Consider the following 25,102-nt stretch of genomic DNA (forward strand, 5'->3'; position numbering starts at 1 on the left):
AATTCCCGGCGCCCCGGCGCCGCCCACCATGAAACCGATCCTGCATTTCGCCCACGCCAACAGTTACCCCGCCGGAACCTATCGCCAGCTGTTCGCCCAGCTCGGCAAGGAGTTCGACGTCGGCGCGCTGGACATGCATGCCCACGATCCCGCGTTTCCCGTGCGCGACGGCTGGCATGAACTGGTGGACGAGCTGATTGCCGAACTGGTGGCGCGCTACCACGGCGAGCCGGCGATCCTGGTCGGCCATTCGCTGGGCGGGATGCTGAGCCTGATGGCGGCGGCGCAGCGGCCGGACCTGGCGCGCTGCGTGGTGCTGCTCGATTCGCCCGTCGTGGCGGGCTGGCGCGCGCTGGCCTGGCGGCTCATCAAGCGCTTCAACGCGGAAGACCGCTATTCGCCGGCGCGGCTGTCCGCCCGGCGCCGGAACGTATGGCCCAGCGAGGCCGATGCGCTGCGCCACTTCGCCAGCAAGGAACTGTTCGCGGCATGGGCACCCGGTGTCCTGCAGGATTACCTGGCCGCCGGGCTGGCGCCGCATCCCGACGGCGTGCAGCTGCGCTTTTCACGCGAAGTGGAGACCGCGGTCTACCGCACCTTGCCGCACCATGTGGGCGGGCTGGTGGCCGGCGAATTCCCCGTGCCGGTGGGGTACCTGGCCGGGCGCATCTCGGTGGAAAACCGGCAGGCCGGCCTGGCCGCCACGAAGGCGCTGGTGGGCCGCCATTTCCAGGTGATGCCGGGCGGGCACCTGTTCCCGATGGAGTTTCCCGTGCTGACGGCCCAGGCGATCCGCGACATGGCGTGCGACCTGCTGGGTGCCGGATTGCCGCTGTGCGCCGATGCGCGCCATGGCTGAAATGTTGTAAAACCCTTCAGGCCGGAAGCGGGATCGCGTAAAATCGCCCCCACGCGGCGCGGCCGCACCACCCACCCACAGAATTGAAGCCTTTGCGATGACGATTAAAAGCGACAAATGGATCCGCCGGATGGCGGAATCGACCGGAATGATCGAACCCTTCGAGCCCGGCCAGGTCCGGGCCGTGGACGGCCGCAAGGTGATCTCGTTCGGCACGTCGTCGTACGGCTACGATATCCGCTGCGCCGACGAGTTCAAGATCTTCACGAACATCAACAGCACGATCGTCGACCCGAAGAACTTCGATTCGAATTCCTTCGTCGACGTGAAGAGCGATGTCTGCATCATCCCGCCGAACTCGTTCGCGCTGGCCCGCACCATCGAATACTTCCGCATCCCCCGCGATGTGCTGACCGTCTGCCTCGGCAAGTCGACCTATGCCCGCTGCGGCATCATCGTCAACGTCACGCCGTTCGAGCCGGAATGGGAAGGCTACGTGACGCTGGAGTTCTCCAACACCACGCCACTGCCCGCCAAGATCTACGCCGGCGAAGGCTGTGCCCAGGTGCTGTTCTTCCAGAGCGACGAGGAATGCGAAACATCGTACAAGGACCGCAACGGCAAGTACCAGGGCCAGCACGGCGTGACGCTGCCGAAGGCCTGATGTAGCCAGCGCGCCATCGGCATCTCCGCAAGGCCTCCCCGCTGCCGGCCGGGAGGCCTTGTCGTTTCCGGTGTATCACCAGCGGATTGACCTGCCGGCGGTGACCGCCCAGGCAGAGCGGTCACCGCCGCGCCAGCACGATGGGCTCCACCTTGCCGGACTGCCCGGCGACAACGGTATGCGTGGCGCGGTAGGGGTGGTAGCCCGGTGCGGTGATCGTCAGCGCGTAGTCGCCATCGGGCAGGCCGACAAAGGAGAACATGGCCCTGGCCGCGTCGTCCTTGCCGGCCAGGTAGCTGTCGATGCCCAGTTCCGTGCGGCCGCGGTCGGGCACGAGGGTGCGTTCGATGCCCGCGCCGGACAGCGTGATGGCCTCGATATCGATGCCCGGATGCGGCTCGCGGAAACTGCCCGCGGGATTTCCTCCCGGTGCGACGTCCGCGCCGATATAGCCAAACAGCGTGCCCACGGGCTGGAGCTCGATGTCCAGTTCCGGTACCTGGCCGGCGGCGATCGCGACCTTGCGCCGGGCCGGCTGCGCGCTGAAGCCGGGCGATACGACGGCCACGTCGTAGACACCGGGAGCGAACGGCCCCAGGCGGCGGCCCCGGTCGCCGGCCAGCAGGGGCACCACGATGCGCCCCTGCGCGGCATCGGCGGGCGTCAGCACCAGCAGCGGTTCGGCCGGGGCCAGCGCGCCGGCGCCGCGATGGCGCAGCGCCACGCGCAGGTGGCCGCCCGGCGCGGCGGGGGCGGTGCCGGGCCTGGCCAAGGCCGCGTCGAGCACCGCCGCGTAGCGCGCGAACACCTGCGGCGAGCGCAGGATGCTGGTGTGGTCCTCGTCGAAGCCGTAGATCATGCGCGCCTCGGCCTGGGCTTGCGGGCGCAGTTCGCTGGCCAGCGTGACCGCGCCGTCCGTATTGGCCGAATGCAGCAGGCTGTAGCGGCCGGCGTGGCCGAAGAACAGGTAGTAAGCCGTATCGCCCGGCAGCGCGCGCCGGTACAGCGACTGGATAAAGCGCCCGCCGGCCTGCATGTCGTTCCATGACGGGACCACGGCCGGGGAGTGCGCCACGCCCTGGTCGGCCATGGCATCGCCGCCCCACGGCGTCGACAGCGACACGAAGGTTTTCTCCACCGGCAGCTGCGAGCCGTGGTTCGACAGGAAATTGCGCGCCACCAGGCCGCCCATGCTGTGCGCGGTGAGGACGATGCGCTCGAAGTGGTACTGGCGCTGCAGATTGATCAGCTTCCAGTACAGCAGGTACGAGACCGAATCGAGCGCGGCGCCGGACGGATAGTAGAAGAACCACGGCTGGTAGCGCTTGCGGTCCAGCTTGTCGAAGAAGTAGCGCCAGTCCTGCGGCGAGCCGCCCACGCCGTGGATGAACAGCACGGGGATCCTGGCCGGGTCGTATTTCTCCAGGAAGTACACGTTGCCGCCGGCGTTGCGGAAGAATTCCGTGGGCGTCCAGTAGCCGATGCGGGCAAACTCCGGTGAAAACACCGGCGCGTCGAGGTCGGCGATGGCGCCCGCCTGCGTGCTGTGCAGCGTGGCCGGCGGCGTCTCGCTGACGGCCGTGCCGACCGGGATATCGGTGGCCTGGCCGGCCACCGTGAAATTGAGTTCGATGACGGTGCCGGTACCGTTCGCGACGACGGGCCCGGGGCGGAACTGGCCGGCCTGCTCGCCCGCGTCGAGCCGCAGGTTGCCGTTGGCATCGGCGAACGCGGCGACCACGTGTTCGCCGCGCGGCACCAGCAGCTCATAGCCGCCCGGCTCGTGCAGCACCGTGTGGTGGACGGGCACCAGGGCACCGTCCTGGCGGCTGAAGGCCGCCACCACCAGCGGCGTGCCCGGCGGGGCGGCACTGGCGACGCGGCCGACCAGCACGGTCGAGGAATAAAAGGTCCGGGCATCGCCATTGACCTTGACGAGGCCGCAGGCGCCGAGCAGGCAGCACGACAGCGCGGCGGCGATGGCCTTCAGCCGGGCAGCTGGCGCCGGCGCCATGGGTGAAGAAACAGCGGGCAGAGGAAAGAAGGGCATGCGGCGACTCGCGGTGGGGTTCGACGGCGATGATCCGCATTTTGCCACTTTTACAACTTTTGCGGAAGCCTGCCGCTTGCGGCGGCGGGCCGGCGCTCAATCCAGCGGCAGCGCGATCTCCACGCACAGGCCGCCGCCATCCCGGTTCGCGGCGCCGATCGTGCCGCCGTGCTGCTGCACCACCTGCCGGGCGATCGCCAGGCCCAGGCCATGGCCCTCGACGTCCTTTTCGGTGCCGCTGCTGCGGAAGAAGGGCTCGAAGATGGTCCGCAGGTCCTGCGGTGCCACGCCGGGCCCGCGGTCCAGCACGCGGATGCGCAGCGTGCCGCCCTCCACGGTGCCCTCGACAACGATGGTTTCCCCCGCCGGGCTGTGCTTGATCGCGTTGCGCACCACGTTCTCGATGGCGCGCGCCAGCAGGTCCGGCTGGCCGAGCAGCACCACGTCGGCCATGCCGCGCGCGGCCACCGTGCGGCCCTGGGCCGTGGCCTCGAACTGCGCATCGCCGACGATCCCGTGCAGCAGTTCGGCCACGTCGATTTCCTCGCGCGTGCCCGACAGCGCCCCCGCCTCCAGCCGCGACAAAGTGAGCAGTTCATCGACCAGCTTGTCCATGCGCACGCTCTCCCGTTCGATGCGCCCGAACGACGCCGCCATCCGCGCCGGGTTCTGGTGCGCCAGCCCGATGGCCGCCTGGAGCCGCGCCAGCGGCGAGCGCAGCTCGTGCGACACGTCGTGCAGCAGGCGGCGCTGGCCATCCATCAGGTTGCGCAGCCGCGCCGTCATGCGGTCGAAATCGCGGCCGAGGTCCGCCAGCTCGTCGCCGCGCCGGCCCGCGCCGGCGAAGCGGGGCGCCAGGTCGCCCTGCGAGGCGGCTTCGAAGGCCTGGCGCAAGGCGCGGATGGGGCGGGAAAAATACCAGGCCAGCAACGCGGCGAACAGCAGGCTGGCTACCAGGGCGGCGGCCAGCGGAATGAAGGGCGTCAGCGGCTGGAAGCGGCCGCGCGGACCATCCGGACCCGGCATCGGACCGGGCGTGCCCGGATACGGACGTGCCACTCCCTGCGGGAAGCCCGGCCGCAGGCCCGGGGCGCGCGGGCCGACTTCCGGCATCGGCATGCCCGCGCCGGCCAGCAGGGGCCGCGCATCGCCGCTGTACAGGGGCGTCAACCGGTCCTGCGCGGGCAGGAACAGCAGGTAGCGCCGGCCGTTCGGCAGCGTGATCCGGCGCACCACGCGGGTATCGCCGTTGTCGAGCACCGCCCGCGCGGCAGCCACCTGCACCGGATTGACGATGCGCCCCAGCAGTTCCTTGCCCAGGTCGTCGACAGCGAACACGCGGTGGCGGTCCATGTTCTCCAGCAGGCGGCCCAGCGCCTGCGGCCCGCCGAATTCCAGCGTGGCGGCGGCCGATTCGATCGCCATCGCGGCGGGCGGGCTGGTGTCGATGGCAGGCCGCCGTTCCTGTTGCGCGGCGCGGTTCTTCAGCCAGAGGGCGCCGCCGATGGCCACCGTGGCCGCCAGCTGCGCGAGCAGGATCGACAGGAAGAACTTCCAGAACAGCCGGCCCACGTCAATCCTTGATCAGCTGGTAACCCATCCGGTAGACGGTCTGCAGGCAGGAGCGGCCGTCGGCCAGCGTGCCCAGCTTGTGGCGCAGGCTGGACAGGTGCACGTCGATGTTGCGGTCGAAGCGGGCCATCGGCCGGCCCAGTCCCTGCTCGGACAGGATGTTCTTGCTGACCGGCTTGCCGGCATGGCGGGCCAGCACTTCGAGCAGGTTGAATTCGGTGCTGGTCAGTTCCACCGTGGTGCCGGCCCAGGCGGCGCGGCGCTGTTCCGGCCACATCGTCAGCTGGCCGACCACCAGCGGGGCCGATGCCAGCTGGTCCATCGGGGTGCCGGCCGTGCGGCGCAGGATCGCGCGGATGCGCGCCGTCAGCTCGCGCGGCGTGCATGGCTTGGTCACGTAATCGTCCGCGCCCAGTTCCAGGCCCACGATGCGGTCGGTATCGTCGCCGCGCGCGGTCAGCATCAGGATCGGCATGCGGCTGGCCGCGCGGATGCGCCGCAGCGTTTCCAGCCCGTTCATGCGCGGCATCATCACATCGAGGATGGCGATCGCGTGCTGCCCCGTCAGGGCCGCCGCCGTGCCGGCTTCGCCATCGTGGGCCGTCGTCACGTCGAATCCTTCCTGTTCCAGGTATTCCTGGAACATGCTTACCAGTTCGACATCGTCGTCGATCAACAGGACCTTGCTCATCGCTTCTTCATCAGGCTGCAAAACGGCCATGATAGCAGTCCACCCTGCGCAACCGGCGGCGCCGCGGCGGTTTTTACCCGCTTTTACAGCCGCGTTCTCCGGGGCCCTTTACGCGGTTTTACCCCTGCCTTACCGCGCTTTACATGGCGCCCTCGCAGAATGGCGGCTTCCCTGTCACCGAAGGAGCGCTGATGAACAATACAACACCAAACCTGCAACGATTCCTGCTTGCCGCCGTGCTGGCCCTGCCGCTGGCGGCGCTGGCCCGGGGCAGCGGCGACGAACGCCTGGAAGACAGCCGGCACGATGGTCCACGCAACGGCCCGCGCGCGGACGAGCACCGCGGTCCCGGCCCGGCCATGCATGGCGAAGACGGGCCGCGTGGCGACGGCCCAGGCGATGGCCCGGATGCCGGCCGGGGCTTCGACGGCGTGCCCCCCTACCTGCGCGGCATCGCCCTGAGCGAGGCTCAGCAGGACAAGATCTTCGCCATCGTCCATGGGCAGGTGCCGTACCTGCGCGACCAGGCGAAGGCTCGCGACAAGGCCGACCGGGCCCTGTCCGGCCTGCATGGCGCCGTCCGGTACGACGATGCCGCCGCCGTGAAACTGGCCCAGGCCGCGGCGCAGGCGGAAGCCAACATCACGCTGTCGCACCTGCGCACCGAACAGAAGGTGCTGGCCGTGCTGAGCGCCGAACAGCGCAAGACGCTGGCGGAGCGCCGCGACGGGCGTGGACCGCGGCCCGCCGAGCAATGACACCCGATAACGACAAGGAGCAAGCCATGGCACAACACGGCCACAGCCTCGAAGAAGACCTCCAGACCATGCTGCACACCGCGGCCGGGCGGCGCCAGTCGCTGCGCTGGCTGCTGGCGGGCGCCGCCTCGCTGCCGATGCTCGGCTGCGGCGGGTCTTCGGATTCGGCAGCCAGCACCACCGGCACCGGCACGACCGGCACCACGACCACGGGGACCACGTCCACAGGGACCACGGCGCCGGGTACCACCTCCACGGGATCGGGCAGCACGACCGCCAGCGGCAGCTGCACGGTCATTCCCGAGGAAACCGGCGGCCCGTATCCGGCCGACGGCACCAACAGCAACGGCAGCGGCGTGGTCAACGTGCTGGCGCAGAGTGGCGTGGTGCGCAGCGACATCCGCGCCAGCTTCGGCGGCATGAGCGGCACGGCGGCCGGCGTGCCGCTGACCATCAAGCTGCACATCGTGAACGCCAACAACAGCTGCGCCGCGGCCGACGGGTTCGCCGTGTACCTTTGGCATTGCGACCGCGACGGCAACTACTCGCTGTATTCCAGCGGGGTGACGAACCAGAACTACCTGCGCGGCGTGCAGGAAGCGGATGGCAACGGCGACATCACCTTCACCACCATTTTCCCCGGCTGCTACGCGGGGCGCATGCCGCACGTGCACTTCGAGGTGTATCCCACGCTGGCCAGGGCGTCCAGCGCGGCGAACCGCATCAAGACGTCCCAGTTCGCCTTCCCGGCCGATGTCTGCAACCAGGTCTATGCCACCGCCGGCTACAGCGCCAGCGTGCGCAACCTGGCGCAGATCAGCTTCGCCACCGACAATATCTTCAGCGACGGCTACACGCTGCAGCTGGCCACGGTGACGGGCAACGCCACCGATGGCTACGTGGCCACGCTGACGGTCGCCGTGGTCGCCTGATCCCCCAGCCTGCCTGGCACCCTCCCGGCGAACTTCGTTTCGCCGATTTCGCCCCGCGCCCGCCGCGGGGCGAAGCCGTTTTCGCCCACTGCGCCATCTCCTCCCCGGAAACGCCTGGCATGGCGCTTGCACTTACCCGTGGTACGTGCGGCATCGGGCCGCACTCCACGGGGAGCCCGCCATGGACCACCGACTTGCCGCCACACGGATCGCCTGGCAGGGACCGGCCGACCGCCGCCTGCTCGACTTCAAGCCGGAACTGGAGCTGCCGTCGGACGGGGAAGCGCAGGCGCCATGGCCCGACCGCATCGGCGGGGAATTCGGCGAACTGGATTTCGCCGCGCGGCTCCTGGAAGCGCGCACGGCCGATGAGCTGGCGCCGGTGCTGGCCGATCTCGTCGGGCCGGCCGCGGATGCGCGGCAGCGTGCCTTGCGCGAACCGGTCCTGCGCGTGCTGCACCGGGCCGCCCGGATGGTCTTTCCGCTGGACGCCACGCGCGCCCCGGCCGACCTGAAACGCAAGGCGTCCGGCGTGTTCGGGCTGGAGCTGGAAGGGCTGTCGCCCGAGGACAAGGAATTCGAGGTGGCCCGGCAGTTCGTGCGGCTGGCCGTGGATGCCACGCGGCAGGCGCTGGCGCGGGTGGGCCAGCCGGCCGGGCAGGCCACGCAACAGGGCCTGATGCAGGCCGCGCGCCGCAATGCGCCGGGGCTGCTGCGGCAGCGTGCCGCCGCGCCGCTGTCCGGCAACTGGCGGCGGCGGGGCCGGCGCATCCAGGTGATCGATTTGTAGGCGGGGCGGTGCGGCCGTTCCGGTATTGATGTGTTGTATCTGATGTTTGGCGGGACGGAAGGGGAATCAGGCGGGAAGCAAGCGGGAAGCAAGCGGGAAGCAAGCGGCAATTCATTGGGGAACCAAGCGGGATCAACTGGATCAACGGGAGCTCATCATGCATGACATCGATCGCACGACCCTGGAATACGGCCAGGAATTTGGCGGCGGCAGCGGCTATGAAATGGAACAGTACGAATTCGGCCAGGGCGAATGGACCGGCGAGGGCGGCGGCCTGCTGTCCGAGGCCGATGAAATGGAACTGGCCAACGAACTGCTGTCGGTCACGAACGAACAGGAACTGGACCAGTTCCTCGGCAGTTTCCTGAAGAAGGCCGCCTCGGTGGCCGGCAACATCATCAAGTCGCCTGTCGGCCAAGCCGTCGGCGGCGTGCTGAAAGGCGTGGCGAAGAAGGCGCTGCCGATGGCCGGCGGCGCGATCGGCGGCTATTTCGGCGGCCCGCTCGGCGCGAAGATCGGCAGCGGCCTGGCCTCGGCGGCCGGCAATGCGCTGGGGCTGGAAGCGGAAGGCGAGATGTCCGGCGAGGACCGTGAATTCGAAGGCGCCAAGACCTTCGTGAAGATCGCCGCCGACACGGTGAACCGTGCCGCCCAGGCACGCGGCGGCGACCCGCGCCAGATCGCCCAGCAAGCCGCCACGGCGGCGGCGAAGCAGTTCGCGCCGGGTTTGCTGACTCAGGGACAAGCGCAGGGCCAGGGCCAGGGCCAGGGGCAGGGGCGCGGCGGGCAGGGCGGCCAGGGCACGGGGTCGGGGCAAGGGCGCGCTGGCGGCAGCGGCGGGCGCGCCAATACCGGCCGCTGGATGCGCCAGGGCCGCAAGATCGTGCTGTACGGCGCCTGACGGCCATGGCCATCGGTGCCTATGCCGCCTGGATGCTGGCGCAGGAAGCGCGCTCGCTGCTGAACCGGGTCGACCGCATGCAGCCCTTCGTGCTGATCGAGCCGATGGTGCCGGCGGCGGCGCTGCCGGCCGCGGCGCAGGCGGCGATCGAACGGCACCTGACGCTGGGCCGGCGCGAACTGCGCCAGATGGTGCGGCGCTTCCTGGAATGGCTGCGCGGGCCGGCAGCAAGGCGAGTCTCGGTGGCGGACGCGCAGCGGCGCTTCACCTTCCTGCGCCTGAAATTCAATGCCGCGCTGACGCAGTTCGACCTCTTCATCGACGTGGTCACCCAGCGCAGCGAACACGGCAACGGCGTCTGGCTGGCGGGACTCGATACCGTGTCGCGCGATGCGCTGCGCCTGCCCGGCGGCTATTTCGACTCCCCGCCGCTGGTGTGCTACCTGGACCGGGGTCCCGGCGCCGCCATCCGGCGCGCCCGCACGCGGCTGCCGGGCGGCGGCGAGAACCCGGTCGCCATCATCCGCGTGCCGCGCGAGCGGATGATCGGCAGCAGCATCGCCTCGTCGCTGGTGCATGAAGTCGGGCACCAGGGCGCAGCGCTGCTCGACCTGGTCAACTCGCTGCGGCCCGTGCTGCAGGCCCTGCAGCATGGCGGCAGCGGCCCGGGGCACGTGTGGCGGCTGTGGGAACGGTGGATTTCCGAGGTGGTGGCCGATTTCTGGTCGCTGGCCCGGGTCGGCGTGGTCGCCACGCTGGGGCTGATCGGCGTGCTGTCGCTGCCGCGCGTGTTCGTGTTCCGGCTGAACGGCGACGATCCGCATCCGGTGCCCTGGCTGCGCGTGAAACTCAGTTGCGCACTGGGCCGGCTGCTGTATCCGCACCCGCAATGGACGCGCATCGAGCGGCTGTGGGATGCCTTCTATCCGCTCGACGGCCTGGCGCCGCCCGACCGGCTGCTGCTGGAACAGTTGACGGCGAGCCTGCCGGCGATGGCCGGCCTGCTGGCCCATCACCGGCCGCGCGCGCTGGGCGGCGCCTCGCTGAAGGAAGCGATGGCGGTGGCCGAGCGGCAGCCGGCGCGGCTGGCGCGGCTGTTTCGCTGGTGGCACGCGGCGCCGCAGCGCATGTACGACAGTGCGCCCTCGCTGGTGCTGGCGGTGATCGGCCAGGCGCGCGCGGATGGCCTGCTGGCGCCGGAGGATGAAAGCGTGCTGCTGGCGCGCCTGCTCACGCACTGGGCGATGCGCAGCGCGCTGGAGGATGGGGGACGGCGCGCTATCACGGTAAACGGCGCGGTGCAGTCCTCGGTGAGAACGGCGGTACGGGGCGCCATGGTGGGCTTGGCCGGACGCAGCGGCGCGGCACTGACGACAGGTGAATCACGTTTCTAGGAGAGCGACATGAGTACGAGGAAATTGGCGAAGGGTGCCCCTGCCGCGGTGGCCGCCGTGACGGTGGTGGCGATCGTGGAAGGCCGGGGCACGATCGAAGTGAAGGTAACGGACCAGGTCACCGGCCGGCCGCTGGTTGGCGCCACGATCCGGCTGTTTCGCGCCCGGGACGTGGACGGCCCCACGTTCCGCTCGTGGACGCGGGACGAGTGTGCCGACTGGCGGCCGCAGGACCACGACCAGCTGCTCGACGTGCCGACCGGGCCGCAAGGCATCGTCACGTTCGAGGGGCTGGAACCCGGCCTGTATTTCGCGCTGTACGACCACGTCACGCCGGCCGACGGCCCGGACGTGTACCGCTTCGAGGGTGGCGAGGTGGACGCCGATACGGTGCTGAAGATGGACATCCGCCTGCCGATCGGCCCCGCGGTCACGTTCGAGTTCGAGCAGTCGGCCACCTGCGCGCGCACCAGGGACCCGGTCGTCGGGAGCCGGGCCATTGCGGTGGTGCGCTTCCAGGGCAGCGACGGCAGCAGCGCCGTCACCGACCGTGTCGGGCTGGAAGCGGATGGGCCGTGGCAGCCGGAAGATGGCAACCTCTATTCCGCCGGCCAGATGATCCGCAAGCCGGGCCGGCATGATTTCATCGGCCGGCTGGTGTTCGCCCGCCGCGCCGGCCAGGTGATCGGCACGCCGAGCCTGGTACCTTCGGGCATCACGGGCGGCGCGAAGCTGGCCGTGAGCGGCGCGTTCGTGGCCGAAGAGCGGCCGGCGCAGCCCATCTCCGGCAATATCGGCGTGGCGCTGACACGGACCGAGACCGAGGCCACGCCGGACCTGGCGCTGTGGACGCTGATCCGCAACAGCACCGAGGCGCTGTCCTTCAACAATTACATGGACTTCCTCGACCAGCTGTTCTGCGTGCCGCCCGCCGATCCGGCCAACGCGCCGTTCGAGCGCACCCGCTTCGGCAAGAAGTCTTCCGTGTTCCAGTCGCTGAAGCACCGGCGCGCGCTGCCGTTCACGGACTCGGAATCGTACCGGGTGCTGAAGGCGGCCACCGAGGCTTTCGTGATGGTCAACTGCGGCGTGCTGCGCGAACCGTTCGCGTTCGATCCCGTCAACGACAACGCCTACCTGGACCGGCGCGACATCCCGGCCAGCGGCGACCTGCGCGACACGCTGGTGCAGGATTACCTGGAATCGGTGGGCGGCACGGAAATGCTGCCGTACCTCGCCGTGATCCGGCGCAAGCTGCCGGACGTGCCGGTGATTCCGTCCGGTTCCGGCCATTGCGACGAGGCGGAACTGTGCTTCGGCATCATCCAGGACAGGCTGTCGAACCCCTGCCTGATCGAGCTGATCTGGAGCTACTGGCAGGAAGAAGGCATGCTGGTGCAGACCATGAACGTGATCACGCAGCGCTTCCAGAACCTGCGCTCGCCGCTGGTCTCGGACCCGCTGGCCAATACCGAGATCGACATGCTGCGCCCACTGAACAACCTGCTGTGGGGTTACACGCAGGATGAACAGCACCGGCTCACCGTGGTGCGGCGCAATTACGAGTACGACCACCACTACGGCATCCGGCTCGACGGCAAGGCGGTGCGCAACATGCGCCCGGCCGACAGCCGCTCGAAGTTCCTGGAAGCCTTCCATCACCTGCTGCGGCTGCTCACCAGCTTCTACCGGCAGGACGACGACACCACCGTCAAGGCCGATGCGTTCCCGATCCTGAACGCGCTGAAGGAAGTGCACCTGATCCTGTCGCAGGGGGCGCACAACCAGTACGGCGACCTGCCGTCGACCGCGCGCATCGAGATGCTGATGCAGCAATGGCTGCTGGCGCGGCCGGAGTTCCGCGAATTCCTGCCGACCCGGGTGATGGTGGCCTATCCGGAACCGTGGATGGACCGGGTCGACGCGATGAAGAAGCTGCAGCTGTGGAGCGATACCAGCGTGATGCACTTCCGTAACCTGGCGATCTTCGGCGAGCAGCTGCTGCTGTCGATCCGCTTCGGCCACTGGAGCGACGTGTACGAAGCCACGCAGGCCTTCAACTGGGCGCGCTTCTGGCGGCCGCAGGCGCAGGGCTATATCCACGCCTACCGCGCCGCCACCGGCGTCGACCTGTCGATCGACGCGGCCAACCCGGCCGAGGAAGCCACGCTGCCATCGGTCCTGCTGCGCCAGCGCCTGGCGCGGCAGCAACAGCGCTCGGCGATGTGAGCGGCGGGTGGGCGCGGCCGCGGCGGATTTCACCAGCGCCCTGTACCTGGGCCTGCGGCATGGCCGGGCCGCGCTGGACGACTGGCCGGCGCTCACGCTGGGCAAGCCGGCGGCGCTGGCCGAAGTGCCGGGCGCGCGCGCGGTGGCGCGTGAGCTGGCGGCCTTGCAGGGCTGCGCGGCGGCGACCTTGCTGCCGTCGACGCTGCACCTGTTCTGGGACGTGTTCGGCATGCTGGGGCAGGAACGGCATGGCAGGCCGTACATGGTGCTGGTGGACGGCGCGGCCTATCCGGTGGCGCGCTGGGGCGCCGAACGGGCCGCCGGCATGGGCCTGCCGTTGCGGGTGTTTCGCAGCGGCGCCCTGGCCGAGCTGGCAAGCATGGTGGCACTGGCGCGGCAGCTTGGCCGCCGTCCGCTGGTGCTGGCCGATGGCTACTACCCGGACCGTGCCGGCGCGCCGCCGCTGGCAAGCTACGCGGCGCTGGCGGCAGGCGCGGAGGGCCTGCTGCTGCTGGACGATACCCAGGCGCTGGGCGTGCTGGGGCCGCGTGGCGGCGGTTCCATCGTCGCTCACGGCCTGGCGGGGGCGCCGGTGCTGGTGGGCGCATCGCTGGCGAAGGGCTTCGGCGTGCCCCTCGCGGTACTGGCCGGCAGCGCGGCGCTGGTGCGGCATTTCGAAGCCGTCAGCGACACCCGCCTGCATGCCAGCCCGCCCCCGGTGGCGACCGTGGTCGCTGCCCGGCATGCGCTGGAGCTGAACAGGGTGTGCGGCGACGCGCTGCGCGCCGCACTGCGGCAGCGGATCGGGCAGTTCCGCGGCGCGCTGGCGGAGCAGGGCATCGTCACCGAGGGCGGCGCATTCCCCGTCCAGGCGGTGCGGCTGCCGCGCTGGCTGGACCTGGCGGCGGCGCACGCGGCGCTGCGGCGCGACGGGGTGTTGGCGGTACCGCAGTGCAGGGGCGGCGCGGCGCTGCTGGCGTTCCTGCTGCGCGCGGACCACACGAAGGCGGACATCGCACGGGCGGCGCACGCCCTGCGGCATCACGTGAAGGAGCTGGCATGAACGGGCAATCGATGAACGAGCAGTTCGAGACCCTGCCGTTCGCGGCGGGTGAATCGGCGGGCGAATTGGCTGGAGAAGGGGCGGGCGGTGCAGGCCTGGCCGGCGAATGGATAGGGGGAGACGAAGGCTGGGGCGGCGAGTTCGAGGATGAGCGCGGCCGCATGTCGATGGGGGGCAGGGGCGGCGGCCGGGGCAGCATGGGGCGCGGTAGCACGGGCCGGGGCAATAGCGGACGCGGCAACACGGGGCGTGGGAATGCCCGGCCGGTCTACCGTGCCGGCGGCCGGCCGGGGCAGGGACCGGTGGCGCGGCCTTCTCGCCCGCAGGGGCGGCCGGCGCCTCCTACCGGTCCCCGCCCCGGGCCGCGACCGGGACCCAGGCCGGGGCCGAGGCCGGGCCGCTGGCCGCGCGGGCCGTACTGGGGGCCGTTTTACGGTGGCTGGCCGGGTGGCGTGATGGTCAGCGAACCGATGGGCTATCCGCTGCCGGTGCAGGATGCTGCCCCGCAGGACGAACCGGCCGGGGGCGAGCCGGCGCCCGCCTTCGAGCCGATCGACCTGCCCGCCACGGATGATGGCGGCGGCGATGCCGGCCCGCAGGACGAGATGCCCGCCACGCTGCGCAGCGTGATCCGGTCGCTGGCGACGGAAGCACCCGCCTTCCAGCACAAGGGCACCCTGGACAACGTGCGCAACCTGGGGCTGCCGAGGCGGCCCGGCTTCTACCTGATCACGTTCAGGAAGGGCAACGCGTGGAAGGCCTACAGCGGCCAGACCGGCAACCTGCATGAGCGGATCTCCCGGCACAGGCTGGGCGCGACAGTGCTGGGATTGCCGGTGACGGGGCACCACGTGTACATCGCGGAGAGCACCCGGCCCGAGGCGGTCCGGCGCAACATCGAAATGGCGATCAACCGGTCGATGCTGCGCAACCACCCGGGCGTGCTGACGAACCAGAACGCGGAACTGGAAATGGAGCTGATGGGCTGGGGCTAGCCGCGGGCGCGGCCGGCCAGCAACGGAAGCAGCAGCGGAACACGGACGATGGAGGCGGACATGGGTGCATCACAATGCAGTTGCGGCACGTGCGGCAAGTGCCGGTCACAGGGAGCGTTCGAGGTATTGCCGTTCGCGGCCGGCCTCGGCGCGGAATTCGGCAGCGGCATCGCCGGGGAATCCAATGGGGAGTTCAATGGCGAGCTTGGTGACGAACTCAGTGGCGAACTCAGTGGCGAGTTCAATGGCGAATTCAATGGTGAATTCACTGGCGAATCCGGCGGCTTCGGCGAGTACGAAGGGCCGTTCTCGGAAGCGGAGGAGATGGAGCTGGCGATGGAGCTGCTGTCGGTCGCCAGCGAGGAAGAGCTGGACCAGTTCATCGGCGGCCTGTTCAAGAAGGCATGGAAGGGCATCAAGAAGGTCGGCTCGGCGGTGGCCAAGGTGGCCAAGCCGCTGGGCGGCGTGCTGAAGGGCATTGCCAAGACGGCGCTGCCCTTCGTCGGCGGCGCGCTCGGCTCGATGATCCCGATCCCCGGAGTCGGCACGATGATCGGCAAGGCGGCCGGTTCCGCGCTGGCCAGCGCGCTCGAGATGGAGGCGGAAGGCATGGACCCGGAACAGGCCGAACTGGAAATGGCGCGCCGCTTCGTGCGCGTGGCCGGCAGCGCCGCGCAGCACGCCGTGGAGGGCGATGGCAGCCCGGCCGCGGTGCGCGCCGCGCTGCTGTCGGCGATGCGGCAGCATGTGCCATCGGCGCGGCTGTAGCGTGGCGCGATGATCATCGACTGCCATTGCCATGCCGGCCCCGGCGACGGCCTCACCGGGCCATGGGACAGCGACCTGGCCCTGGCGCGCTATACCCGGCGTGCCGCCAAGGCGGGCATCGACCGCACCGTGCTGCTGGCCGCGTTCCATTCCGACTATGCCAGCGCCAACGAAGCCGTGGCCGCCCTGGTCGCCGCGCAGCCGCAGCGCTACTACGGGCTGGCCTTCGTGCACGCGGCGCGCGACCGGGGCCGCATCGGCGCGATGGTGCGCACGGCTGTCGAGCGGCACGGCTTCGTCGGCATCAAGGTACACCGGCACGACGCGCCGATCAGCGGCGAGATCTGCGACGCCGCGCGCGCCTTCGGCATCCCCGTGCTGTACGACCCGATGGGCGACGTGCACGTGGCCGAACTGCTGGCCACCCAATACCCGGACGTGGACTTCATCCTGCCGCACCTGGGCAGCTTCGGCGACCAGTGGTCGTCGCAGCTGGCGCTGATCGACCACCTGGTGCGGCATCCGAACATCTACACGGACACCTCCGGCATCCGGCGCTTCGACCTGCTGTGCGACGCCGTGCGCCGCGCCGGGCCGCACAAGGTGCTGTTCGGGTCGGACGGGCCCTGGCTGCACCCCGGCCTGGAACTGCACAAGGTGCGGCTGCTGGGGCTGAACAAGGAGGACGAGGCCCTCGTCACCGGCCTGAACTTCCTGCGCCTGATCGGCAAGCGCGGCTGACCGAAAACCAGTGACAGGCTCCGATTACTGAAAACCAGTGACAGGCTCCGATTACTGGAGGCACCACAGGAAAAACGGTGACAGGCACCATTTTCCGGGAAATGTTGCAAATTAAATGGAGCCTGTCACCGGTTTTGAGATGCCGCTTTGGCGAACTAACCCCAAGTGCGAGGTCCGGGGTCAGACCCGCCGGGTCTGACCCCAGCAGTTGGGTCTTGGGTAAATTAAATGGAGCCTGTCACCGGTTTTAAGATGGAGCCTGTCACCGATTTTGGGCGTGCCGCTAGGCCCGGGTGTCGGGTTCGCCCTCCCGGGCGGCCTTGCGCCGGATCTGCAGGGCCCGGTCAGTGACGCCGAGGCGCTGTGCGGCGCGCTGGTTGTTGTCGCCTTCCTGCTCGAGCACGAGGCGGATGGCCATGTCGGTGGCGGCCTGGCCGATGCGCGCCAGCGACATGCCGCGGTCGACGGCGTGGCGGATGGCGTCGCAGAAGGGCGCATCGGGCCAGGCGGGGGCGCGGTGCAGGCGTTCGTCCGGCGGCACGTCGCCGATCGTGATGGGCCCGGGGCCCGTGTGGCGGTACCAGATGCGCGCGACGGTCTGGCGCAGGTCGCGCACATTGCCCTTGTAGTCGCGCGTCAGCAGGTAGTCGCGCACCGCCCGGTCGAGCGGGCAGCCGCGGCCTTGCGGGTCGAGCTGGCGCAGGAAATGGTCGACCAGCGGGAGGATGTCGGCCTGCCGTTCGCGCAGCGGCGGCGGGCGGCAGCGCCAAGCTGCGATCCGGTAGTACAGGTCGGCGCGGAATGCACCGGTGGCGACGTCTGCTTCCAGGTCGCGGTTGGTCGCGCACACGAGCCTGAACCTGCTGGGCTGCCACTGGTTGCTGCCGATCCGTTTGTATTGCTGCTCCTGGATCACGCGGAGCAGCTGTGCCTGCAGCGGCAGCGGCAGTTCGCCCACTTCGTCGAGGAACAGGATGCCGCCGTTGGCCATCGCAAAGGCGCCGTCGCGCGCGCTGACGGCGCCCGTGAATGCGCCGCGTTCGTGGCCGAACAGTTCCGAACCGGCCAGTTCGGGCGACAGGGTCGTGCAGTCGAGCACCGTCAGCTCGCCGGTCGCGCCGGACAGGCGGTGGATCAGCCGGGCGATCAGGTCTTTGCCGGTACCCGTTTCGCCCGTGATCAGCACGGGCGACTGGGTGAATGCCGCCACCTCGACCACGCCCCGCACCAGGGCGCGCCAGGGCGTGCTGTCGCCGACCAGGCAGCCCTGCACGGCGTGCGATCCCATCAGCTTTTGCAGCGCATCCCACCGGTGCAGGCGGGCCGCGACCTGCTGCGCGCACAGCTCGGCGCTCGACCACGGCAGCAGGTCGGTGGCACCCGCTTCGAGCAACGCCCACATGGCATCCGGCGACAGCGGTTCGGCCGCGCAATCGATGGCCAGCACGGCGGCGTTCAGGGCCAGCGCCTGGACGGTCTGCAGCAGGGTGCCGTCGCAGGCGCCGCAGAGCACCACGCCGAACCCGGTGGCCGACGCCGATGCGGCGATGGATGCGGCGGTAGCGGTGGACGTCGAAGAAGAGGTTGAGGCAGAGGCAGAGGCAGAGGCAGAGGCAGCAACCGAGGCATCCCGCACGGTCACGCCGGCGCCGCCGAGCGCGGCGCGCAGGGCCGACGCGGCTTGTGCACCGCCCTGGCCCAGCGCCTGCATCCAGATCGACAACGCCATGGCTACCTCATGCGTGAAGACCATAGCCGCATGCAATCATTGCGGCGCATCGACCAATATAGCAGCGCAAGGTGCCGGTTGCTTGTATTAATTAAAACCTTGACGGGGAACTATCGGTCGCTGGACGACTCTCCGGCAACCGCCAAGCCGTCGGCTTGGTGTCGGACACCCGGGGTTTGGGTGTCGGACACCGGTTTTCGATGATCAGGTAGCTGGTCGGCGAACACCGGTGTCCGACACTTTTTCGGGTGAAGCGCCCGAAAAAGTGTCCGACACCAGCGGCACGGGCACCGGTGGCTCCGGCATCTTCGGCTGAACATTGTGAGCGCAAAAGCTCACCCCAACGGCGAGGGCTGGGGTCAGACCCGCCGGGTCTGACCCCGGCATTTGCACTTGGGGTGGGCTTACATGAACGGCATGAAGGCGCGCGGGCGCGGTTCCGCTTATTCCGCTTATTCCTTCACGCAATCGACGAAGTAATCGCGCTTGCCGTTCACTTCGCGCTTGACCAGTCCGTGCACGTCGGTCTCGAAGCCCGGGAAGCGCTCGTTGAAGTCGCGTGCGAAGCGCAGGTAGTCGACGATCGTGCGGTTGAACTGTTCGCCCGGGATCAGCAGCGGGATGCCCGGCGGGTACGGCGTCAGCAGGATCGACGTGATGCGGCCTTCCAGTTCGTCGATCGCCACGCGCTCGATCTCGCGGTGCGCCATCTTGGCGAACGCGTCGGAGGGCTTCATCGCCGGCACCATGCTCGACGTGTACATCTCCGTCGTCAGGCGCGCCACGTCGTAGGCCTTGTAGAAGTCGTGGATCTGCTGGCACAGGTCGCGCAGGCCCATCTTTTCATAGCGCTGGTTGTTCGCCGAGAACTCCGGCAGGATGCGCCACAGCGGGGCGTTCTTGTCGTAGTCGTCCTTGAACTGCTGCAGCGCGGTCAGCAGCGTGTTCCAGCGGCCCTTGGTGATGCCGATCGTGAACATGATGAAGAACGAGTACAGGCCGCACTTCTCGACGATCACGCCGTGCTCGGCCAGGTACTTCGTCACGATCGACGCCGGGATGCCGGTATCGGAGAACTGGCCGTCCAGCGACAGGCCCGGGTTGACGATGGTGGCCTTGATCGGGTCGAGCATGTTGAAGCCCGGCGCCAGCTTGCCGAAGCCGTGCCATTCCTCGCTCTCGGCCTTGAAGATCCAGTCCTCGCGCGAGCCGATGCCTTCCTCGGCGAAGGTATCCGGGCCCCACACCTTGAACCACCAGTCGCTGCCCCATTCCTCGTCGACCTTCTTCATGGCGCGGCGGAAGTCCAGCGCTTCCAGGATCGATTCCTCGACCAGCGCGGTGCCGCCCGGCGCTTCCATCATGGCCGCGGCCACGTCGCACGAGGCGATGATCGAATACTGCGGCGAGGTCGAGGTGTGCATCAGGTACGCCTCGTTGAACATATCCTTGTCCAGCTTGACGGTCTCGGAATCGCGCACCAGCACCTGCGACGCCTGCGACAGGCCGGCCAGCAGCTTGTGGGTCGACTGCGTCGAGAAGATCAGCGATTCCTTGGCGCGCGGGCGGTCCTTGCCGATCGCGTGCATGTCCTTGTAGAAGTCGTGGAAGGTGGCGTGCGGCAGCCACGCTTCATCGAAGTGCAGCGTGTCGATCTTCCCGTCCAGCATTTCGCGCAGCACCTCGACGTTGTACACCACGCCGTCGTAGGTCGATTGCGTGATCGTCAGGATGCGCGGCTTCTTGTTCTTGGCGTCGCGCGCGAACGGGTTCGAATCGATCTTCTTCTGGATCGACTCCATCGAGAATTCTTCCAGCGGGATCGGCCCGATGATGCCCAGGTGGTTCCGGGTCGGCATCAGGAAGACGGGGATCGCGCCGCACATGATGATCGAGTGCAGGATCGACTTGTGGCAGTTGCGGTCGACGACGACGATGTCGCCCGGCGCCACGGTGGAGTGCCACACCATCTTGTTCGACGTCGAGGTGCCGTTGGTGACGAAGTAGCAGTGGTCCGCGTTATAGATGCGCGCCGCGTTGCGTTCGGAGGCGGCGACCGGGCCGGTGTGGTCCAGCAGCTGGCCCAGCTCTTCCACGGCGTTGCAGACGTCCGCGCGCAGCATGTTCTCGCCGAAGAACTGGTGGAACATCTGGCCGATCGGCGACTTCAGGAAGGCCACGCCGCCCGAGTGGCCGGGGCAGTGCCACGAGTACGAGCCGTCGTTCGCGTAGTGCACCAGCGCGCGGAAGAACGGCGGCGACAGGCCGTCCAGGTAGCTCTTCGCTTCGCGGATGATGTGGCGCGCCACGAATTCCGGCGTGTCCTCGAACATGTGGATGAAGCCGTGCAGTTCGCGCAGGATGTCGTTCGGGATGTGGCGAGAGGTGCGCGTTTCGCCGTACAGGTAGATCGGGATGTCGGCGTTCTTGTAGCGGATCTCTTCCACGAACGCGCGCAGCGATTTCAATGCGTGGTCGGTTTCTTCCTTCGAGCCGGCGCCGAATTCCTCGTCGTCGATCGACAGGATGAAGGCCGAGGCGCGCGACTGCTGCTGGGCGAACTGCGACAGGTCGCCATAGCTGGTCACACCCAGCACTTCCATGCCTTCCTTCTCCATCGCCGCGGCGAGGGCGCGGATGCCCAGGCCGGAAGAGTTCTCGGAACGGAAGTCCTCGTCGATGATGACGATGGGGAAACGAAATTTCATGATGTCTCCAAAAAGAAGAACCGCCCGGGATCGGTGTTGTCCAGGGCGGGCGGGGTGCCAATAAGGAAAAGTCCGCGATTCTCGCAGAATTCGCACCGCTCAGGTGGAAAAATCTTACGCAATGTGCATGGGCGGCGGCGCCACCATGAGCGGGGGAGAAAAACTCATCGGTGCCGGCGCCGGAAAAGCACGATATCGAACGCCAGGCCATTGGCGGACTGGTGCCGCGTGCGTTCGCTTTCCTGCCAGGTGGCCGGGTCGATCGCCGGGAAGAAGGTGTCGCATTCGAACTCGCCGTCGATCTCGGTGACGATCAGCTGGTCCGCCACGGCCAGCGCCGCATCGAACACCTGGGCGCCGCCGATGATGAAGGCCGGCGCATCGCCCACCAGGGCCACCGCCTCGTCGAGCGAATGCACGGTGTCGACGCCTTCGCGCCGCCAGTCCGCATCGCGCGTGATGACGATGCTGCGCCGGTTCGGCAGCGGGCGGCCGATCGAATCGAAGGTCTTGCGGCCCATGATGATCGGGTGGCCCGTGGTCAGGCGCTTGAAGTGGGCCAGGTCTTCCGGCAGGTGCCACGGCAGCGCGTTGCGCACGCCGATGCCGCGCTGGCGGTCGATGGCGACGATGATGGAAAGTTGCGTCATGGTGTGTTTTCTGAAAGTGCGCCATTATCGGCGATTTTTGCTTCAGCCGTGTGACGCAGCGGCGCAACCGGGCGGCATACCACCAAGCTGCGGCCTCGCGGTTTGCGCGAGTTGTTTACCTGGTCTGGCCCGGTCTCCGCTCAACCCTCGCTGAGCGCGCGCACCGCGCCCCGCAGCGCGCCGTGCAGCGCCGCGCGCTCGCCATCGGACAGGCCCGCGAACATCAGCGCCTCCACCTTCACCACCTCGGCGTCGCAGCGTTCCATCACCGCGTGGCCGGCGATCGTCAGGCTGATCTGGATGATGCGGCCGTGGGACGGGTCCGGACGGCGCTCGATCCAGCCCTGCGCTTCCATCGCCTTGACCATCTCGTTGGCCGATTGCGGCGACACCATGGTGCGCTCGGCCAGCTGCGCGTTCGACAGTGAGCCCTGGGCGCGGAACACCGACAGGGCCGTGTACTGGGTCACGGTAAGGCCAAGCGGCGCGAGGCTCTCGCGCAGGCGGCGGCTCAGCACGTGGTCGAGGCGGCCGACGAGGTAGGCGAGGCCGGAAGGGCGGCCGGGTGTGTCGTTTTTCAGTGGCATGTAGGGAGAACGGAAAATGTCGGACTGGCCGGTATTGTAGAACCAATCGCGGCGTTCGCTGGCCGCGCGCGAGCGAGATGTCCGCGCCGGCCAGCGTGATGATGCGGATGCCTACGCCGCCGGGCGCGTGCCGCGGGCGCGGCTGACCAGCGGTTCGGACACCAGCACGCCGAGGGCGAACCAGATCGCGCCGAAGCACAGCAAGGTATTGACCGACACGGCCTGCCGGTAGAAGACCAGTGCCACGAACAATTGGGTGGTGGGCAGGACGAACTGGAAGAATCCCATCACCGAGAGCCGCAGGCGTGCCGCGGCAAGTGAAAACAGCCAGAGCGGAAAGACCGACACCACGCCGCCCAGGGCGAGCAAGACCGGCAGACCGGGATCCGGCATGGGTTCGGGCAGCCGGAGCGAAGTGGTCGACGTCGCCAGGCTCACTGCAAGCAGGGCGGCCAGCACCGCGGTTTCGCACAGTAAACCGCTGAAGGCATCCAGCGTGGTGAGCTTCTTCAGGCAGGCATAGGCGCCCCATGTGGCGCCGATCACCAGGTAGACCCAGTGCTGCAGTTCGCCGCTGCGCTGGATCAGTGCAAACACCGCGGCAACGATGACCGCCAGCGCCGCCTTGCGCATCACCCCCATCGGGTCGCCCAGGGCCAGGGCGCCGACGGCAATGGCCACGAACGGAGCGATCAGGTAACCCAGTCCGCTCTCGATGACGTGACCATGGATCGATGCCCAGATGAACGTGCCCCAGTTGACCACGACCAGCAAGGCCGCCACGGCATGAATGGCCAGGATGCGCCATCCGAGCCGCGCCCCGAGGTCCCGGAAGCGCCCCAGCAATGCCGTGACGAGAAGGAGGATCGCCAGCGACGACAGGATCCGGTAGCCCACCAGCGTGGCCGGCGGCAGCGCCGCCAGCGCCTTCCAGAACAGCGAGGAAAAGCCGAGCAGCAGGTTGGCGGCGACGCCGGAAAGAATGGCCAGCAGGTTGCCGGTTCCAGCGCGCGTGGGGATCATTGCCGGTGTCGCTCCGATGTGCGTGACGGCCGAGCGTAGCACGCTTGCGCGGGCTGGATACTCTCCAAATCTATCGCCAGCGGGAAGGCTCGCCGGGATGCCACGTGTTGTAAAAGTCCCGCTGTAAAAGTCCCCCTTGTCACCAGGGGGTGCCCGGAGTTACCATGAAGCTAATATCAGGACGCCTGATAACGACACCATAATGACCGGAGACCCCATGCACAACCCATCCTTCCGCACGCCCCTGACGGCGATAGCGCTCGCCGCGGCGCTGGCCGCGTGTGGCGGCAGCAGCACCCAGGCCACGTCCACGCATCTCGCCGCGGCTACCGGTGCAACGCTGTCCAGCTGCACCGACCTCGCCGCGAAGGCGGCCTTCGCCAACACCTCGATCACGTCGGCCACGCTGGCGCCGGCCGGCAGCGTGACGCAGACCCTGAACGGCGTGGCCACGCCGATGCCCGAACATTGCGTGGTGCTCGGCAAGATGAACGAACGCACGGGCGTGGATGGCCGGCCGTATGCGATCGGTTTCGAGATGCGCCTGCCGCGCGACTGGAATGGCCGCTTCTTCTACCAGGCCAACGGCGGCAACGACGGCAGCATCAGCGGCGGCAACGCGGCGTTCGGCAACCTGCCGGGAGGCGGCCCGTCCAGCAATGCGCTGCTGCAGGGCTATGCGGTGATCAGTTCCGACGCCGGCCACGTGCCCGATGCCACCCGGCCGGGCGCGATCGCCGGGCAGGTGTATGGCCTCGACCCGCAGGCGCGGCTCGACTATGGCTACAACGCGGTGGGCCAGCTGACGCCGATGGCGAAGAACCTGATCAAGGCGGCCTATGGCAAGGGGCCGGACCGCTCGTACATCGTCGGCTGCTCGAACGGCGGCCGGCACGGGCTGGTGGCGGCCAGCCGCTTCGGCGACCAGTACGACGGCGTGCTGGCCGGCGCGCCCGGCTACAACCTGCCGCAGGCGGCGGTCACGCAGATGTGGGATGCCCAGGCCCTGGCCAGCGCGGCGCCGCGCGGTGCCGATGGCCGGCCGAACATCGGCGCCGGCTTCTCCGACCCCGACCTGCGCCTGGTCGCCGGCAAGATCGTCGAGCGCTGCGATGCGCTCGATGGCGCCACCGATGGCATGGTCGGTGACACCGCGCGCTGCCAGGCCACGTTCTCGCTGGCGAACGACGTGCCCACGTGTACCGCGTCGCCGGACGGTACGTGCCTGACGGCCACGCAGAAGGCGGCGCTGCAGAAGGTCTACGACGGTCCCAAAGACTCGGCCGGGAAAGCACTGTATGCGCGCTGGTCGTGGGACCCGGGCCTGGCGGCGGGTGGCTGGCGCGTGTGGAAGCTGGGTTCGGCGACCGCGCCGGGCCTCACGGCCACGCTGGGCGCGCCATCGATGGCACTGATTTTCTCGACGCCGCCCGCGGATCCCGCCGCGCTGACCTCCAGCGGTACGGCGCTGCTCGACTACGCGCTGAACTTCAACTTCGACACGGATGCCGCGAAAATATACGCGACCACGGACCGGTTCAAGGAATCGTCGATGTCGTTCATGACCCCCGCCACGCCGGGCCGGCTCGACACGCTGCGTGGCCGCGGCGGCAAGGTGCTGGTGTTCCACGGCGTCAGCGACCCGGTGTTTTCGTTCGACGACACGGTAAAGTGGCTCGACGCGCTGAAGGCGAACCATGCCGACACGCCATCGTTCGCCCGCGTGTTCGCGGTGCCGGGCATGAACCACTGCTCCGGCGGCCCGGCAACCGACCAGTTCGACATGCTGACCCCGCTGGTGGACTGGGTGGAGAAGGGCGTCGAACCGGAGGCGATCCGTGCCACGGCACGCACGGCCAGCGCCAATCCGGGCCTCGGCACCATTCCCGCAGGCCGGTCGCGGCCACTGTGCAGCTGGCCGAAAGTGGCGACCTACGCCGGCGGCAATATCGACGACGCGGCCAACTTCGCCTGCAAATAAGCAGGCAGAAAAACAGG

21 protein-coding genes are annotated in these 25,102 nt (G+C 68.8%); 13 read left to right on the forward strand and 8 right to left on the reverse strand.

The features are described 5' to 3' along the window. Window positions 1-28: 28 nt before the first annotated feature. Together OU994_RS16385 and dcd are read left to right on the forward strand one after the other, a co-directional pair. Entirely contained in the window at window positions 29-859 is an 831-nt protein-coding gene (locus OU994_RS16385; protein WP_281606717.1) for an alpha/beta hydrolase, read from the forward strand. Window positions 860-956: 97 nt separating this feature from the next. Then, entirely contained in the window at window positions 957-1,523 is a 567-nt protein-coding gene (dcd, locus tag OU994_RS16390; RefSeq protein WP_131145955.1) for a dCTP deaminase, read from the forward strand. A 121-nt stretch (window positions 1,524-1,644) separates the two neighbouring features. Here the strand turns inward: dcd and OU994_RS16395 are convergent, their stop codons facing one another. The 3 genes from OU994_RS16395 to OU994_RS16405 all read right to left on the reverse strand — a co-directional run bounded on the left by OU994_RS16395 (window position 1,645) and on the right by OU994_RS16405 (window position 5,836). After that, window positions 1,645-3,573 (reverse strand): alpha/beta hydrolase, encoded by a 1,929-nt coding sequence (locus OU994_RS16395; protein WP_281606718.1) that lies wholly within the window; start codon window positions 3,571-3,573, stop codon window positions 1,645-1,647. 96 nt (window positions 3,574-3,669) lie between these two features. Beyond that, window positions 3,670-5,145 (reverse strand): ATP-binding protein, encoded by a 1,476-nt coding sequence (locus OU994_RS16400; RefSeq protein WP_281606719.1) that lies wholly within the window; start codon window positions 5,143-5,145, stop codon window positions 3,670-3,672. A 1-nt stretch (window position 5,146) separates the two neighbouring features. Continuing rightward, the gene (locus OU994_RS16405; protein WP_131145952.1) at window positions 5,147-5,836 is read right to left on the reverse strand and encodes a response regulator transcription factor; all 690 of its coding nucleotides are present in this window, start codon (window positions 5,834-5,836) and stop codon (window positions 5,147-5,149) included. A 191-nt stretch (window positions 5,837-6,027) separates the two neighbouring features. Between OU994_RS16405 and OU994_RS16410 the strand changes: the two genes are divergently transcribed. The 10 genes from OU994_RS16410 to OU994_RS16455 all read left to right on the forward strand — a co-directional run bounded on the left by OU994_RS16410 (window position 6,028) and on the right by OU994_RS16455 (window position 16,407). Further along, window positions 6,028-6,594: a Spy/CpxP family protein refolding chaperone gene (locus OU994_RS16410; protein WP_281606720.1), complete on the forward strand. Its 567-nt coding sequence runs from the start codon at window positions 6,028-6,030 to the stop codon at window positions 6,592-6,594. Between the two features lie 26 nt (window positions 6,595-6,620). Beyond that, the gene (locus OU994_RS16415) at window positions 6,621-7,526 is read left to right on the forward strand and encodes an intradiol ring-cleavage dioxygenase (RefSeq protein ID WP_281606721.1); all 906 of its coding nucleotides are present in this window, start codon (window positions 6,621-6,623) and stop codon (window positions 7,524-7,526) included. Between the two features lie 181 nt (window positions 7,527-7,707). Then, a complete protein-coding gene (locus OU994_RS16420; protein ID WP_281606722.1) occupies window positions 7,708-8,316 on the forward strand; it encodes a hypothetical protein in 609 nt (202 codons plus the stop codon). A gap of 157 nt (window positions 8,317-8,473) precedes the next feature. Continuing rightward, entirely contained in the window at window positions 8,474-9,217 is a 744-nt protein-coding gene (locus OU994_RS16425; protein ID WP_281606723.1) for a hypothetical protein, read from the forward strand. A 5-nt stretch (window positions 9,218-9,222) separates the two neighbouring features. Further along, window positions 9,223-10,611, forward strand: a complete 1,389-nt coding sequence (locus OU994_RS16430) for a hypothetical protein (protein ID WP_281606724.1) — start codon at window positions 9,223-9,225, stop codon at window positions 10,609-10,611. A gap of 9 nt (window positions 10,612-10,620) precedes the next feature. Continuing rightward, window positions 10,621-12,840, forward strand: a complete 2,220-nt coding sequence (locus tag OU994_RS16435) for a carboxypeptidase-like regulatory domain-containing protein (protein WP_281606725.1) — start codon at window positions 10,621-10,623, stop codon at window positions 12,838-12,840. A 7-nt stretch (window positions 12,841-12,847) separates the two neighbouring features. Next, window positions 12,848-13,903, forward strand: coding sequence for an aminotransferase class I/II-fold pyridoxal phosphate-dependent enzyme (locus tag OU994_RS16440; RefSeq protein ID WP_281606726.1), 1,056 nt, complete (start codon window positions 12,848-12,850; stop codon window positions 13,901-13,903). Beyond that, window positions 13,900-14,898, forward strand: a complete 999-nt coding sequence (locus tag OU994_RS16445) for a hypothetical protein (protein ID WP_281606727.1) — start codon at window positions 13,900-13,902, stop codon at window positions 14,896-14,898. The genes OU994_RS16440 and OU994_RS16445 overlap by 4 nt, the downstream gene beginning before the upstream one ends. Window positions 14,899-14,958: 60 nt before the next feature. Continuing rightward, window positions 14,959-15,666 (forward strand): hypothetical protein, encoded by a 708-nt coding sequence (locus tag OU994_RS16450; protein ID WP_281606728.1) that lies wholly within the window; start codon window positions 14,959-14,961, stop codon window positions 15,664-15,666. A gap of 9 nt (window positions 15,667-15,675) precedes the next feature. Further along, window positions 15,676-16,407 carry an amidohydrolase family protein gene (locus OU994_RS16455; RefSeq protein WP_281606729.1) on the forward strand — a complete coding sequence of 244 codons (732 nt, stop codon included), beginning with the start codon at window positions 15,676-15,678 and terminating at the stop codon, window positions 16,405-16,407. A 283-nt stretch (window positions 16,408-16,690) separates the two neighbouring features. On the opposite strand, the gene OU994_RS16460 is transcribed toward OU994_RS16455, so the two are convergent. From OU994_RS16460 to OU994_RS16480, 5 genes are all read right to left on the reverse strand, one after another. Then, window positions 16,691-18,136, reverse strand: a complete 1,446-nt coding sequence (locus tag OU994_RS16460) for a sigma-54 dependent transcriptional regulator (protein WP_281606730.1) — start codon at window positions 18,134-18,136, stop codon at window positions 16,691-16,693. Between the two features lie 452 nt (window positions 18,137-18,588). After that, on the reverse strand, window positions 18,589-20,844 hold the full coding sequence (locus tag OU994_RS16465; protein ID WP_281606731.1) for an arginine/lysine/ornithine decarboxylase: 2,256 nt from the start codon (window positions 20,842-20,844) through the stop codon (window positions 18,589-18,591). Window positions 20,845-21,008: 164 nt separating this feature from the next. Beyond that, on the reverse strand, window positions 21,009-21,494 hold the full coding sequence (locus tag OU994_RS16470) for a dihydrofolate reductase (protein ID WP_281606732.1): 486 nt from the start codon (window positions 21,492-21,494) through the stop codon (window positions 21,009-21,011). A gap of 140 nt (window positions 21,495-21,634) precedes the next feature. Beyond that, on the reverse strand, window positions 21,635-22,081 hold the full coding sequence (locus OU994_RS16475) for a MarR family winged helix-turn-helix transcriptional regulator (RefSeq protein WP_281606733.1): 447 nt from the start codon (window positions 22,079-22,081) through the stop codon (window positions 21,635-21,637). A gap of 111 nt (window positions 22,082-22,192) precedes the next feature. After that, on the reverse strand, window positions 22,193-23,104 hold the full coding sequence (locus OU994_RS16480; RefSeq protein ID WP_281606734.1) for an EamA family transporter: 912 nt from the start codon (window positions 23,102-23,104) through the stop codon (window positions 22,193-22,195). A gap of 217 nt (window positions 23,105-23,321) precedes the next feature. On the opposite strand from OU994_RS16480, the gene OU994_RS16485 reads away from it, so the two are divergent. Next, window positions 23,322-25,085 carry a tannase/feruloyl esterase family alpha/beta hydrolase gene (locus OU994_RS16485; RefSeq protein ID WP_281606735.1) on the forward strand — a complete coding sequence of 588 codons (1,764 nt, stop codon included), beginning with the start codon at window positions 23,322-23,324 and terminating at the stop codon, window positions 25,083-25,085. Window positions 25,086-25,102: the final 17 nt, after the last annotated feature.

The organism is Pseudoduganella sp. SL102 (assembly GCF_027856995.1).
Classification (GTDB): domain Bacteria; phylum Pseudomonadota; class Gammaproteobacteria; order Burkholderiales; family Burkholderiaceae_D; genus Rugamonas; species Rugamonas albidiflava.

Bases quoted from the DNA above. Each gene is read 5' to 3' on its own strand.
- OU994_RS16385 (WP_281606717.1), top strand. From the start codon at position 29: ATGAAACCGATCCTGCATTTCGCCCACGCCAACAGTTACCCCGCCGGA.
- dcd (WP_131145955.1), top strand. From the start codon at position 957: ATGACGATTAAAAGCGACAAATGGATCCGCCGGATGGCGGAATCGACC.
- OU994_RS16395 (WP_281606718.1), bottom strand. From the start codon at position 3,573: ATGCCCTTCTTTCCTCTGCCCGCTGTTTCTTCACCCATGGCGCCGGCG.
- OU994_RS16405 (WP_131145952.1), bottom strand. From the start codon at position 5,836: ATGAGCAAGGTCCTGTTGATCGACGACGATGTCGAACTGGTAAGCATG.
- OU994_RS16410 (WP_281606720.1), top strand. From the start codon at position 6,028: ATGAACAATACAACACCAAACCTGCAACGATTCCTGCTTGCCGCCGTG.
- OU994_RS16415 (WP_281606721.1), top strand. From the start codon at position 6,621: ATGGCACAACACGGCCACAGCCTCGAAGAAGACCTCCAGACCATGCTG.
- OU994_RS16420 (WP_281606722.1), top strand. From the start codon at position 7,708: ATGGACCACCGACTTGCCGCCACACGGATCGCCTGGCAGGGACCGGCC.
- OU994_RS16425 (WP_281606723.1), top strand. From the start codon at position 8,474: ATGCATGACATCGATCGCACGACCCTGGAATACGGCCAGGAATTTGGC.
- OU994_RS16430 (WP_281606724.1), top strand. From the start codon at position 9,223: ATGGCCATCGGTGCCTATGCCGCCTGGATGCTGGCGCAGGAAGCGCGC.
- OU994_RS16435 (WP_281606725.1), top strand. From the start codon at position 10,621: ATGAGTACGAGGAAATTGGCGAAGGGTGCCCCTGCCGCGGTGGCCGCC.
- OU994_RS16445 (WP_281606727.1), top strand. From the start codon at position 13,900: ATGAACGGGCAATCGATGAACGAGCAGTTCGAGACCCTGCCGTTCGCG.
- OU994_RS16450 (WP_281606728.1), top strand. From the start codon at position 14,959: ATGGGTGCATCACAATGCAGTTGCGGCACGTGCGGCAAGTGCCGGTCA.
- OU994_RS16455 (WP_281606729.1), top strand. From the start codon at position 15,676: ATGATCATCGACTGCCATTGCCATGCCGGCCCCGGCGACGGCCTCACC.
- OU994_RS16460 (WP_281606730.1), bottom strand. From the start codon at position 18,136: ATGGCGTTGTCGATCTGGATGCAGGCGCTGGGCCAGGGCGGTGCACAA.
- OU994_RS16465 (WP_281606731.1), bottom strand. From the start codon at position 20,844: ATGAAATTTCGTTTCCCCATCGTCATCATCGACGAGGACTTCCGTTCC.
- OU994_RS16470 (WP_281606732.1), bottom strand. From the start codon at position 21,494: ATGACGCAACTTTCCATCATCGTCGCCATCGACCGCCAGCGCGGCATC.
- OU994_RS16475 (WP_281606733.1), bottom strand. From the start codon at position 22,081: ATGCCACTGAAAAACGACACACCCGGCCGCCCTTCCGGCCTCGCCTAC.
- OU994_RS16480 (WP_281606734.1), bottom strand. From the start codon at position 23,104: ATGATCCCCACGCGCGCTGGAACCGGCAACCTGCTGGCCATTCTTTCC.
- OU994_RS16485 (WP_281606735.1), top strand. From the start codon at position 23,322: ATGCACAACCCATCCTTCCGCACGCCCCTGACGGCGATAGCGCTCGCC.